Here is a 13449-nt window from a genome sequence, read left to right on the forward strand (position 1 = left end):
TGGCCCGGAATCGGTGCCCAAGTGCTCCGGAATCGGTGCCCAGGTGGCCACCGGAATCGGTGCCCAAGTGTCTCCGGAATTCGCAAGACGCGGCGGCCCCGCTTCGGGTTGTTGGTCTTCGGCTGCCACGCGTTCAGGACACGCGTCGCATGCTTGCGGTGATGCCCGGTCAGCTGGACGAACTCGTCCAAGATCCGGCCCTTCTTGGCCCGATCGGCCGCTCGGTAGCGGGTCACGAGGCTCTCGAGCAACTCGTTCCTGGCGTCGGTAGTGATCCGTTTCCTCATCGTCCGTGCTCCACTCGGTGCTCGGTAACAATTTCGGTGAGGCAACGGCGGCCTACCGGGTAACAATTTTGGTGAGTCAATGCGCCGGCAAAAATAAATGTCGTCGATCAGCGATGACCTGGCGCCGGGGCACGGTGCCTGTATGGGCGAGTTCGGCGCGGTGAGAGGACGGCAGAATCAGGCGGCGACAGAATCAGGCGGCGCTGTTTGTGCTGGTACAAATTGATTGTCTGCCATCGTTCGTCGGGATAACCTTCACACACCCTGAAATAGTGCAGGGAAATCGACAGACAAGGGAGAGTGTACCAATGCCAAAGACAAGCAATTTGGAAGTGACAGCACAAGAGACAAGCGCGTGGAGGGCGCGAGGGGATGTGGGTAAGGTCTTTGAGCCCGCGGAGCCCATCCAGGCGCGCATCGAAGATAGCCTTCGGGCTGCCCTGGAGGCGCAGCTTGCCAAGGAGATCGATACGCTCGGTCCTACCGGCGGGCGGATGGCAATCCACGGCAAGACCGGCGTGAGTACTTAATGGTGAGCACATCTTGTGCTTACACAATACAGACCTCGATGACTATGACACCGAATCTCCTTCGCTGAGTGTCGAGGTGTGTGCTCGCTTGAATTCGATACATCGCAGGCCCCGCGGAGGCGCGGGACCTGCGATGCAGGGGGAAGTGATGGTAAATGAGTTGAAGGGCATGCGCGCGCTATTGCAGCGCTGGGATGAAGAAGATGTAGGGGACGACCGCATCTACCCTGTCTTCCGAGGAAGGCGGGGGCACGTCAACATCGACGGAAGCCCAGATGGTCCATCGGTGACCTTCACACCCGGCCAGCCTCAATTCGAGGAAGCCCTCGAGCCCGGTGTTCGGGATCTGGTGCTGACACTGGTGGCCCTCGGCGGAGTGACCTATTCGAGCTGCGAGGGACACCCGGGCGACGGCCCAGGGACGACCTTCAGCGGACGGCACGTCGGGCTCCTTCCGAGGGGACCAGAACAAGAACGCCAGCTCAGCGAGCTGATCTCATCCGTCCTATCTGGACTGGACCACTCTCCCACCGTAGTCGTGGAACTACGCAAAGAGCAGCTCCGGGATGCGGAGGATATCCTCTATAGTCTCGACCTCTGCTTTCGCCCGACGACCGACGATTGGGCTCGCTACTCCCGTGCGCTGGAGCCCGCCTATGAGGCCGTACTGGATGGGCTGCGCCAACAACTCGGCCTCTTGAGGTAGGACGCATGCAGATTGTTCTCAAGCTGGCTTCCCGCTGCAATCTGAATTGCAGCTACTGCTACGTCTACAACAAGGGAGACCGTAGCTGGGAAGGGCGACCAAAGCTAATGTCTGACGGTGTCTTCTCAGCCGCGCTCTGCGAGGTGAAGCGCCACGCGGAGCGGACCGGGGACACCCGCGTTCACCTTTCATTTCACGGCGGGGAGCCCACCCTCGTCGGGTCTGAGCGATTCGAGCAACTGTGCGCCAGGGCCCGGCACGAGCTACGCGACATGGACCTCAGCCTGTCGATTCAGACCAATGGCGTGCTCCTCGACCGGACGTGGATGAGCGTCTTCGAGACATGGGCGGTCGGTGTCGGAGTGAGCCTGGACGGCCCCCCTGCGATCAACGACCGATATCGCATCGATCACGTCGGTCGCGGAACACATGCAAAGGTCGCCCGGGCCCTGGATCTCCTCTCCCGTCATGCTGTCGAGTACGGTGTGATCTGTGTGATTCCGCTGGGTGAGGACCCGCTGAGCGTCCACAGACACTTTCTCGGGCTCGGGGTGCCGTCCATCACCTACCTGCTGCCCGACTTCACGCACGACACGATCGGCGAGATTCGACCCGACCCTCAAGAGCATCCATGTGCGGACTTCCTCATCCCGATCTTCGACGATTGGTGGTTTAACGGGACGCTCGAGGTAAAGGTCCGCGACCTCTACAACATCGCTCGGGTCATCCTCGGGGGGAACAGCTTGATCGAGTGCATCGGCAATCCCGTGCCGAACTCTTTCTTCATCCACACCGACGGAGCGATCGAAGGGCTCGATGCTCTCGCGGTTTGTGGTGCCAGCTTTACCTCGTCGGTCCACAATATCCATCGTTCGAGCTTCGCTGAGGTGCTGCGAGACGGCTTGCTGCCTGGTCTCGACGGAACGCGGCAACCGCAGCTCGGCCAAGAGTGCAGTGAATGCCCCGAAGCGACCACGTGTGCGGGGGGATACCTGCCCCACCGTCACTCCCGTGCGCATGGCTTTACCGGTCGAAGCGTTTGGTGCGCAGATCTGCTCTTGCTGTTCACTCACATCCGAAGTCGCCTCGGCGTATCTCCCCAGGAGACGCTGTACCTGAGGCGCCAGCTGGACCGAGCACGATCTTCACTCAGAACCCCCCGTTGACCCTTTTCTTTGGAGAAGCACCATGTCTCATGAATTGCCGTTTCACCTCCTCGCTCGACCTCGCGGTGCGAGCACGTCAGCTTTCACCGCTGATATTGTGCGCGGCCACGCGAAGAGTGTGGTGAAGTCCTTCTTGGAGCAGCACAGCCAGGAGCTGGAGCGCGACGGCCCGGGTCTGGCGGACCTGTTGACCTCCGCGGGTCGGGATCTCGACTACGAGACCGCATGGCACCCTGCCTTTGGCGGCTTGCACGCCGGTCTTCACGAATCCGACCCGGAGGTCGCGCTGCGGGCCACCGTCGTCGCGTTGCGTTTGCATGAGCAAGGAGCACAGGGTCACTGGTCGGCGCAGCTTCCGGGAGACGTGCCGACACGCTTTGGACGATGGGTCATGCCCGCCGCTAGCCACCTGGACGTCCATGTCACAGCTGACTTGGCCTCGTTCGAAGGCGCAGACCCGGAAGGTGGGCGGGCGTTTGAGTACGCCTTCGACCGGACTGATAGGGGTTGGCTTCCGCGAGACGATGCGCCGGAGTCGCTTCCGTACACGAACTCGACGGGCGCGCCGCTGACAGTGTGGCGCTTTCGGGAACTCTGGGCCTCCGAACTCGAGCACGTCGCCTCCCAGGTGGCCGACGAGGAATCCGAACTGATGGCGGAGCGCGGCCAACGTGGCCTGCACGTTCTCGCCGAGCAGGCTCCTGACTACTTTGACTGGGTGCGACACGTGGTGCAGATCGTCGTGCCCTGGCGGATTTGGTCGGAAGATCGGCCCACTGGCAGCAGCAGCACGAACCTGGCTCCTGGCCTGGTGGGTCTGGGCAACCACGACCATCCGACCTCGGTGGCGGACAGCCTGGTACATGAAGCGTCCCACCAATACTTCTACGTCGCGTTGCGTCTGGGCGGCGTCGACGACGGTACTGACGAATCACTCCATATGAACCCATTCCTCAAGCGCGAGCGACCAGTTCACATGCTGCTTCTAACCTATCACGCCTTCGCAAACGTACTCCTTTGTTGTCGAACATTGCAGACAGCGCCGCAGGCGGATGGACCCTACTTGAAGCGAAGGATTCCAGAACTTGAGCACGGGCTTGCGGTCATCGAACGGGGACTGTCGTCGACCCGTTCCCTGACGCCGCTGGGTCGCGCTCTCTTCGACGATCTGAGGTCGCAGCTCCGTGCAACCTGAACGCCACCTAGAGCAACCCATGCGTCGCGACCACGCCCTTTGCGTGGGACTGGTCAGTCTCCCCTTCGCATCCGCGGTTCGCCCCTCACTGCAACTGGGGCTGCTTCAGGCCCTTGGTCGCGCCGGTGGACACCGGATAGACAGCCACCACCTCTACCTATCTCTGGCCCAGACGATGGGGCTCGGTCTGTATGAGGAACTCTGCCAACACCGCGGCCACATGACTGGTGACTGGTTGTTCTCGCTTGCTGCCTTTGGCGGGTTGTCGACTGGCGGGTTGTCGACTCGCCACTACCTGGAGCACTTCCCCAGTGAGGTGGACTGGATCGAGTCCAAAGACCTAAGTTCGTCGTTCCTGGCTACTCTCCGTCAAGAACGGCTGCCTCGCTTCATCGAGGACTGTCTGGGCCGAATCGATTGGGGCAGCTACGATGTCGTGGGGTTCACCAGCACGTTTCAGCAAAACGTCGCCTCATTGGCTCTGGCCCGCGCCATCAAGCGAGCCCATCCTCAGGTGTGCATCTTGTTTGGTGGATCGAACCTGGATGGCGACATGGGGAAAGAGGTCGTTCGAAGCTTTCCGTGGGTAGACTACGTCATCTCCGGCGAAGCGGACGAGGCCTTTCCCGCCTTCTTGGACGCGCTGAGCCAGGGGGAAACCCGCCCAACCCTCGACGGGCTGTTGGTCCGTTCTGACGACGGGAGCGTCGGGGGGACCCGCTCGAGGCCGCTGACCGAGATGGATGGCCTGCCGGTCCCCGACTTTGCTGACTACTTCGACCAGGCGTCAGAATTGGGCCTGCTCGGCGAGATTGCTCCCAAGCTGAGCCTCCCCTTCGAGAGCTCGCGTGGGTGTTGGTGGGGCGCGAAACACCACTGCACGTTCTGCGGACTCAACGGGAGCGGCATGGGCTATCGTAGCAAGTCCCCTGAGCGGGTCCTGGATGAGCTGGGGACTCAGGCTGACCGCCACGGCGTGACCAGTTTCGAAGCTGTGGACAACATCCTGAACATGACCTACTTCGACGACTTTTTCGGAGAGATCGAGAATCGCGGACTCGATTACGAGTTCTTTTACGAGATCAAGTCGAACCTCACTCGGGCGAAGATCGAGAAGTTGGCGAGGGGGGGGGTCCGCACCGTCCAGCCGGGGATAGAGAGCCTGAGCACGGATATCTTGCGCCTGATGCGCAAGGGTTGCACGATGCTTCAGAACGTTCTGTGTCTGAAGTGGTGCTCGCACTACGGAATCGGGGTCAGCTGGAACCTACTCTTCGGCTTTCCGGGTGAGCGGGAAGATCACTATCACGAGCAACACCAGGTTCTCGAAAAAATCAGCCATCTTCAACCTCCCGTTTCGTGCAACAGAATCTGGTTGGAGCGCTTCTCTCCCTACTACTTCAGGTCCGATGAGTGGGGCATCGAACAGCTCCAGCCGAGCCGCAGCTATCGCTACGTGTATCCCGATCATGTCGACGTGGAAGCCATCGCGTACTTCTTCGACTACATCATGCCGAATACGCTCCCGGCGCAGTTCCACGCGACGACCCAGCGTCTGGTCGAGGGCTGGAACGAGGCCTGGAAGTCAGGTGACCATGACACGATGACCTATCGCAGGATTTCAGACGCCTTGCTGATCGACGTCCGACGCGACGGCGTCTCCAGGAGTCGCATGCTCCGGGGACCGCTCGCCCAGACTTATCTGTATTGCGGCGAGGCGATCCGATCTATCCGGAAGGTTCGCCACCACCTCGAGGCCGTCACAGGCTCGATGTACTCCGACGAGACGGTCGGTGAGCTACTCGAGGGATTTTGCGAGGCTGGCCTGATGGTGGGCGAGTTGGGGCGCTATCTGTCGCTTGCCCTCCCTTCCCGACGAGGCTGCTAGCTTGGGAGGCATGGTGGAGTATCGTCGCTTGGGCAAGACCCCCCTGATCGTGTCGGAGTTGGGTTTCGGGGCCTTCGCAATCGGTGGCAACGCGCACGGAAACAGCTACGGCCACACAGACGACCGGACCTCACGACGGGCGATCGGCGAGGCCATCGACCAAGGGTGCACTTTCTTCGACACGGCCGACGTCTACGGGCGCGGTCACAGTGAGTCCCTGTTGGGAAGCACCCTGAGGGAATTGAAGGTGCTCGACGATGTCGTCATAGCGACCAAGGGCGGCGGCTCGATGGACGACTCGGGCGCTAGCGACTTCTCGTTGTCAAGGCTCAGGGAGGCGCTCGAGGCGAGCTTGCGGCGTCTTGGACGGGGCTATGTTGACCTCTACCAGTTGCATAATCCCACGCTGGAGGATATTCGCAACGGGAACATCTTCGAGGTCATGGCCGATCTGAAGACCGCAGGGCTCGCGCGATGTGTGGGGGTGTCCGTTCATACGCAGACCGAGGCTCTGGCTTGCCTGGAACATCCAACCTGCGAATCGATACAGTTGGTGTGCAACCTGATGTCCTCGGTCGTTCCCGATTGGGGCATCGACAAAATCCGGCAGCAGGCTGCCGCCAAGGGCGTGGGGCTCATTGCCCGTGAGCCTCTGGCCAGTGGTTACCTGGCCCGCCGACACGAACCGGACGCGGTCTACGAGCGCGGTGACGTGCGGGCGAGCTTCTCAGTTCGAGAACAGCGGCTGCGCGTGGGTCTTGCGGCTGTGTTCCACGATCTGAAGCAGGGACCGGCGACCGCCGCTCAATTTGCGATCCGACATGTGCTGGATATGGCAGAGGTGGGAACGACCATCGTGGGCGCCAAGACGCCCGAGCAAGTCGCAGAGAACTTTGCGTCTATACAGCTTCCGCCCTTCGACATGCTCTATAGGCGCGCTCTGGAGGCGGACAGGTGCTCTTGACGGAGCCGACAAACGACACGCTCCGCTCGCTCGCGGCGTGTTCGGGTCCCCATTGGAAGCAAACACTCCACGTGGTCGAGGATGGCGCTGAGGCCCTGGTACGCCTGACCGCGCGCCAGATGTCCTCTCGCATGATATCCCTGGCGGAGCCAGGGTCGGGTGCGGAGGCGCTCTTTGCCGGGCTGGTTCTGCTGGCGCGACGGGGTGCGCAGGGTTGTCGGGCGTGGTGTCCTCAGCTGACCGGTGCCATCGAGGCTCTCTGGAGCGACGACCGCGACGGACTGCTGGCGAGCGCCGCCGCGTTGGTCCTGGCATTTCCTCCTGTCGTGATGGCGCCTCGTGTCCTCAAGTTCAGCACGCCTCGACGGATACTCGTGGACTCGCAATTCACCGAGCCGTCGCTAATGCTAGACCTTGGCGCATGGATCGTGGGAAGCGCTCCAGCGGTGGAGGAATTCCGAATCGTCATGGAACCCGGACTCGCCGAGGAGTTGGCCTTGGCACCTGCACCTCGCTCGCTCGCTCGGAGTCGGGTCGAGACCGAACTCGAGGACGCGCTGGAGCTGCTTCGCTCCGGGGCCGAAGAGTACGTTCATTGGCTCACTCCGATGGTCTGGGGCTTGGTCCCCGTGTCAGCCCCACCGGGAGCTTTCGCCAGCGGAAGCCGAGCCGAGCTTGCCGGTGTCATCGCGGCCTCATTGGGAGGACCGAGCTGGCAGCTGGCCGAGTCCCTCGTGCACGAGACCGCCCACCAGTACTACTACTTCACCAAGCGCCTCGGCCCACTCGTCGACCCGAATGACACGGACCTCTATATGTCGTCGCTGGTCGGTCGCCATCGTCCGATCGAGATGGTGCTCGCTGCGTGGCATGCTGCCGCCAACATCGTGTGCCTGCACACTCTGCTCCTCGCTCGACGCCCGCGGGACGCCCCTCCTTCTGGGGCCGTCATCCAGGCGCGCGCAGACTATCTCCAACTCACTTCCGTCCTCAAGACGAGCCGCTCGCTGAGCCTGCTGGGGGAGGCGCTGTTTTGGCCGATGGAAGAGTGGATTCGACATTCACTGTGATGGCGAATCCAAGCGAACAAATGGCGCATTCCAGCCTTCGACCGTGTGGTAGACCAACTCTCGGACCGGGCCTTCAGCAGGAAGCGTATAGCTGATCGTCTCTTTCGTCTCGACGATCAGCAGAACCTGCTCGCCCTCCAATTTCTGCAACTCGCTACGGACACCATCATCTAAGATGACGAGCGAGCTCTCCGTCGCCTCGATCAGGATGGTCTGTGACGGGTCCCCTGCGAGATGATAGTTGCCGCTCAGCCTCGAATCGAGCTCAGGACTCATTGGCTCGGTGGTCAAGGAGATAGGCGAGGGGGCCACATATGAACTCTGGAACACGATAGACGAGAGTACCTCCTCGACCTCCGCGAGGGGCACGGGCGCTAGGTCGGAGAGAAGGATGATCGTCACCCCGTCTTCGGGGTAGTGGAGATACAAGGTTCGCAGCCCGGGGAGGGCCCCCGTATGTTGGATCAGCTTACGGTCGCCGAAGGAAGAAACGAAGACGCCCATTCCGTATGGGTGATCGGCGGCCTGCCGCGTTCGCATCTGGGTACGGAACTCCGCGGGCAATAGGCTGTCTGCGCTAAGAACATGCGTCCAGTTGATTAAGTCTTCGGCGGATCCACAGACGTCTCCCGCTCCGGCCAAGGCTGGAAAGTCTGGGTTCGGCTGGGGCATGAGGTCGCCGGCGGGGCCGAGCGTATGCCCAACGGACACGCTCTTGCGTGCGCGGTCGCAGCATGAAGTGTTCGACATTCCGGCGGGCTGGAATAAGGCGCTAGCGAGGCGCTCGCACCACGGCTGGCCGGAGACTTCCTCGACCACGTGCGCGAGCAAGGAGTACCCGAAGTTGGAGTAGAGGTGCTCAGTCCCGGGCTCAGACCGGAGCGAAGCGTCGGCTGCGGCCTCCGCAACTTTGTACAGATCTCGCCGGGTCGGCGCGAACTCATCCGGGATCTCCGGAGGAAGACCCGAGCGATGGCTGAGCAGTTGTCGAAAAGTCGCATCCCCTACCGGGCCAGCGTGAGGTAGATACGGCGCAATTGGCCCGTCGAGTTGCAGCGCCCCCTCGGCGACGAGTTGGAGTATTGCAACCGCAGTGAATTGCTTGGTCAGGGACCCCAGCGGGATCACATCCAGACTCGGGCCCGAACTCCAGTCCATCTCGAAGTCAGGTCCGCGTATCAGAACCCGGCCGCGTAGCCGACTTTGCTCGACCAAGCCGTTTAAATAATTCTCCACCCGCTCTCGTTTCTCGTCCACTGAAAACTCCGCCGCAGGGGGTTCAGAGGGCGCCGTTGTCTCCGCTGTGGACCTGGCGCATGCGATCAGCGCCAGCAGCGCGAACCCGAGGCTGCGGCTGGTGCCGTGATATCTCGCTGATGCCGCCATGCCCTCGTCCAATGGTGGCATTTTGATGACGGTTTGACGTAAGTCAACATGACCGCAGGTTGGCAAGGTCCGGGCAGGCCTCCCACGAGCCAGGCGCTCAAGGCGTCTGAGCGACGCTCGACCAGAATAGCCACGCAAAAAGCTGGAAGAACAGCCTCCAGGACTGTCTACGAGTTGATTTTTACATCCCTACGCGGACCGAAGCCCTCCGGTGATGTTGACGCCGGCCACGAGCGATCATGGACAGAATCCCAATGTCGACGGAGGACACGCCGGCGGCTCTAGCGCAGAAGCCCGCGATTCCACAACGACGGCGCAGAACCGTTTCGTTGCCATCGGCACCATGGAAGGACATGCGATGCGGGGTCGGGGGCACCGTGAATGTCGCGCCGCTCATTTTCGGCGTGTGGATCGGCAGTCAGGTGGGCCCGGGCCGGGTCGGGTGGCGAACAGGCCCCCAACTTCCCCCCGTTCGGCGCGGTACCGCGCCGAACCTGCTTTGGTCCCTGAGCCCAAGCCACGGCTCGACCATCACGGCCTGGTCAGACCGAACTCGAGGTGCTCCCCAAGCAACCCGCTCGACACCCTTGGGCGTGACTCGTGCAACGTGTGTTCGCGGTTGAGATCATGACCTGCCCGCGTTGCTGCGGTACGATGCGCTTGAGGACCTGGCACGACCTCGGGCCGCGCCTTGGCGTGGGCTGCGAGCACGCCGTAATACCGGATGTGATGAGAAGGCCGTCTTCCGTGGTGACCAGATCTCACCTTGACTGCAAGAACTGCGACCGCCTCGGCGACCGCGACCCCCGCGGCGTTGCCATGGATCGCCCGCTGACCCGGCGCGAGCGAGCCCGACGTCCCGAGCCCAAAATGGTCCATGGCGTGCGCCGATGACCACGCGCTGGCGGGTGGCGCACGGGCCGTTGCCGGGCAATTCACCGACGAGGTTGACGCGGGGCCCGTCGCCGACCTCGAAGCGCTGCTCAAAGACCTCGTCGACCCCGGGCTCGAGCCCGATCGCCTGCATGCGCGCGACGATCCAGGCTTGCACACGGTCGTCGGTTCCCGGTGCGCGGCCTTGCTATGCCAGCGCCTCGACCTCGCTTGGGTGAGGAGTTGTGCAGGCCGAGTTCGCCGTCGAGAGCCACTCGCCGCGGCACGATACGTGGTCGCTCCATCCTCGCGGAACCGGGCACGCTCGGCCGGATTTGCTACACTGCCACGCCGCCTCATGATCGACCCGACAGCTACATGCGCACGCCCAGCCCGGGATCCTGGGTCGGGCGCTGAGTCGGCAGATCACCGAGGCGCACGGGGATCGTTCGGGCTGCGCGACCGCGCGCAGGGTCAGGGCTGCTGCGTCGAGCTGCGCCTGCCGGTCGCGGCCAGGGAGCGCTGACACCATTCGGGCGCCGCTCGCTACCCCCCAGGGGTACGCAATCCGAGATCGACCCGGAATTTCCCCCCCTCAGCCGAACGAAACCCAAACACGTTCGGGTTTGGCATGGCCTGGGCCACCCCGCTTGCACGCCGGGCGGCTACGCTCACCGCCGGTGCCGCCCTCCTTGCCCAAGCTCCCGATCGAAGCCGCACGCGAGGCCGTCGAGGCGGCGCTGGCGTTGCCACGCCCGCTGGTGATCACGGCGCCAACCGGCTCGGGCAAATCGACCTGCCTGCCGCCGTGGATCGCTCAGGCCTGCGGTGGACCCGTCCTGGTCGTCGAGCCGCGTCGGGTCGCCTGCCGGGCGCTCGCGCTGTTCTTGGCCCGCAACCGTGGCGAGCGCCTCGGTCAGTATGTCGGCTACCGGGTCCGCTTTGATGATCGCAGCGGCCCGGACACGCAGGTCTGCTTCGTGACCCCCGGCGTGGCGCTCAATCTCCTGGCTGCAGATACACGTGGGTCGGGCGGCGGCGCGCGAATGTCCGACTACGCCGCGTTGATGATCGATGAATTCCATGAGCGCAGCTGGGAGATCGATCTGCTGGTCGCGCTCGCCCGTCGTCCGGGCGGCCCGCGACTGCTCGCGTGCTCGGCGACGCTCGCGGCCGAACAGCTCGGGGCTGAACTCGACGCGAGCCTGGTCGAGGCCGAGGGTCGCAGCTTCCCGGTCGAGATCGAGTATCTCGGCGCGGACCCACCGAGCCGTCGAGACCTCGATACGCGGGTCGCCGACGCGGTCGAAGCCGCGCTGGCCACCAGCGAAGGTGAGATCCTGGTGTTCTTGCCGGGCAAGGGCGAGATCGAAGCTTGTGCGACCCGCCTGGCCCAGCGCGGTTGTGAGCTGCCGATCATCCCCGTGCACGGCGGACTGCAGCCGGAGCGCCTGGTCGAAGCCTTCGCCGAGACCGGTACACGCCGGGTGTTCCTGGCCACCAACGTGGCCGAGAGCTCGCTGACCTTGCCGGGGGTCCGCACGGTGATCGACAGCGGGCTCGCGCGCATGCGAATGCATCGCGGTGGCCACTCGACCCTGTCGCTCGGGGTCATCGCGCGCGACAGCATGGATCAGCGCGCGGGTCGGGCCGGGCGTGTCGCCGCGGGTCGCTGTCTGCGTTTGTGGTCGCGCACCTTCATCCCGCGGGAGACCACTGCACCAGAGTTGGAACGTATCGAGCTCGATGATCTGGTCCTGCGCGCGGCCGATTGTGGGCTCGACGGCCCCGCCTTCGACGACGCCGCGTGGATCAACCCGCCGCCGCGTTTCGCCCTGGATGCGGCGCGAGCCCGGCTGGCCAAGGTCGGGGCGATCGATCAGCAAGCGCGCGTGCTCGAGCTCGGCCGCGGCCTGGCTCGCCTGCCAGTCTCAGCCACGCGGGCACGAATGTTGTTGGCTGCACCGCCCGCGCTGGCCGGGACCGCAGCGGATCTGGTCGCCTTGCTCGAGTATCGGCGTTCGCTGTGGTTGCCGGCCCAATCGGCGCAAGTCGATGCGGCGCGGGCCGAGCTCGCCGCCCAGCTGTCGCCGAGCCAGCGCGACGAGCTTCATGCGGCGCTGCTGGCTCTGCGCTGCGGGGAGCCGCGGATCCACGGTCTGCATCGGGCTGGGCTGGCCGAGGTCCGGCGGTTAGCGAACTCGTTGCGCCAATTGATCGGTGCGCCAGCGTTGGCGCCGCGCCCGACCGCGGAGCTGCCCGCGCCCGGCGAGCTGGCTCGCTTCGTGCTCGAGCGGGTGCCGGAGCTGGCCTTTGTCCGGCGTGCGCGGGCCAAGCGAGACGCCCACAGGCCCGGACGAGGCGGGGAGCCCTGGGCCAATGGTGAGGTCGAGCTCGCGCTGCGTGAGGCGGTGGTGCCGGGGCTCGATCCCGACGCTGGCGATCCGCCGCCCAAAGCTGGCTTGATGCTCGACCGCGAGTGGCTCGGCGAAGGTCGCAGCGCCCAGGGTCGCGGGCGCATGCTCTTGCCATGTAGCTTCGCCGAGCTCGACGCCGCCGGGCTCGGCGAGCTCGAGCTCAGCGACGCGAAGCTCGAGATCCGCCGCGGGGTCGTGCGCGGGGTCGAGGCCGTCGTCGAGCGTCGCTTCGCCGGGGTGTGCCTCGCCAAACGCACCCAGCCGCTGTCCGGTGGGGCGCTGCGGGCCACGCTAGCGAGCATGATCCTCGAGGGTCGCAAGTTGCCGCCGCTGAGCGCCGGCCTGCGCGAGCGTGTGCGTGACGAATTGCATGTGTGGGCGCTGCTGAGCCAGGCCGCCAACGGGCCGCTCGCAGGCCGCGTGGTCGCGCTGCCCGAGCCACCGAGCGCGGACGTGTATCTGTGTGATCGACTCGCGCAGCTGGGCCTCGAGCAAGCGTCCGAACTCGAGCTGCTCGCCGACGAGGATCTGTGCCCGGTGCTCGACACACTCGCGGCGCCGATCGTCGCGCTTGGCGAGCGCGACTGGAGCCCCGATGCGCTGGCCAGGGACTTTCCGCGGGTGTGGTCCGAACGTGGGGCACGCTATAGCTGCGCGGTCGATCTGGGGCGCGGCCGGGTGACGCTCGAGCCTGTGGATGCGCGGGCGCGGAAACATGGGGAGCCCAAGGCCGCCCTGGTGCCGCGTTATCGCGGGTTTGCGGTCGTCTATTCTATCAGCAGGCCAGCCGTCGCGTGGTGCTGCGCCGCTGAGCACGAACTTGGATGCGTCGCGGGTTGGTCGTGCCGGTGTTCAGGATCCGACCGGCTTGCGCGCGAGCCCACGAATGCTCGGGCGAGACCGTCGTGCTGTCGTGTCAAAGATCGGGCGAATTGATCCACCTCAGATCGGATGATTTGACCCACCC

At 64.2% G+C, this 13449-nt stretch carries 8 protein-coding genes; 7 read left to right on the forward strand and 1 reads right to left on the reverse strand.

Annotated elements, in window-relative coordinates; all coding sequences use genetic code 11:
- The first annotated feature begins 950 nt into the window (after positions 1-950).
- The 6 genes from DB30_RS35565 to DB30_RS35590 all read left to right on the forward strand — a co-directional run bounded on the left by DB30_RS35565 (position 951) and on the right by DB30_RS35590 (position 7806).
- Entirely contained in the window at positions 951-1523 is a 573-nt protein-coding gene (locus DB30_RS35565; RefSeq protein WP_052557635.1) for a hypothetical protein, read from the forward strand.
- A 5-nt stretch (positions 1524-1528) separates the two neighbouring features.
- Positions 1529-2689 (forward strand): radical SAM protein, encoded by a 1161-nt coding sequence (locus tag DB30_RS35570; RefSeq protein ID WP_146662099.1) that lies wholly within the window; start codon positions 1529-1531, stop codon positions 2687-2689.
- 22 nt (positions 2690-2711) lie between these two features.
- Positions 2712-3884 (forward strand): aKG-HExxH-type peptide beta-hydroxylase, encoded by a 1173-nt coding sequence (locus tag DB30_RS35575; protein ID WP_146662101.1) that lies wholly within the window; start codon positions 2712-2714, stop codon positions 3882-3884.
- 19 nt (positions 3885-3903) lie between these two features.
- Positions 3904-5772: a RiPP maturation radical SAM C-methyltransferase gene (locus tag DB30_RS35580; protein WP_052557643.1), complete on the forward strand. Its 1869-nt coding sequence runs from the start codon at positions 3904-3906 to the stop codon at positions 5770-5772.
- Positions 5773-5782: 10 nt separating this feature from the next.
- Positions 5783-6736, forward strand: a complete 954-nt coding sequence (locus tag DB30_RS35585) for an aldo/keto reductase (RefSeq protein ID WP_146662103.1) — start codon at positions 5783-5785, stop codon at positions 6734-6736.
- A 71-nt stretch (positions 6737-6807) separates the two neighbouring features.
- Entirely contained in the window at positions 6808-7806 is a 999-nt protein-coding gene (locus tag DB30_RS35590; RefSeq protein ID WP_146662104.1) for an aKG-HExxH-type peptide beta-hydroxylase, read from the forward strand.
- Here DB30_RS35590 and DB30_RS35595 read toward each other — a convergent pair.
- Positions 7798-9204 carry a serine hydrolase domain-containing protein gene (locus DB30_RS35595; protein WP_052557653.1) on the reverse strand — a complete coding sequence of 469 codons (1407 nt, stop codon included), beginning with the start codon at positions 9202-9204 and terminating at the stop codon, positions 7798-7800. The genes DB30_RS35590 and DB30_RS35595 overlap by 9 nt on opposite strands.
- 1541 nt (positions 9205-10745) lie before the next feature.
- Here DB30_RS35595 and DB30_RS35600 point away from each other — a divergent pair.
- Positions 10746-13418 (forward strand): helicase-related protein, encoded by a 2673-nt coding sequence (locus DB30_RS35600; protein ID WP_146662109.1) that lies wholly within the window; start codon positions 10746-10748, stop codon positions 13416-13418.
- Positions 13419-13449 lie beyond the last annotated feature (31 nt).

This window comes from Enhygromyxa salina (assembly GCF_000737335.2).
In the GTDB taxonomy this organism is placed as follows: domain Bacteria; phylum Myxococcota_A; class Polyangia; order Nannocystales; family Nannocystaceae; genus Plesiocystis; species Plesiocystis salina_C.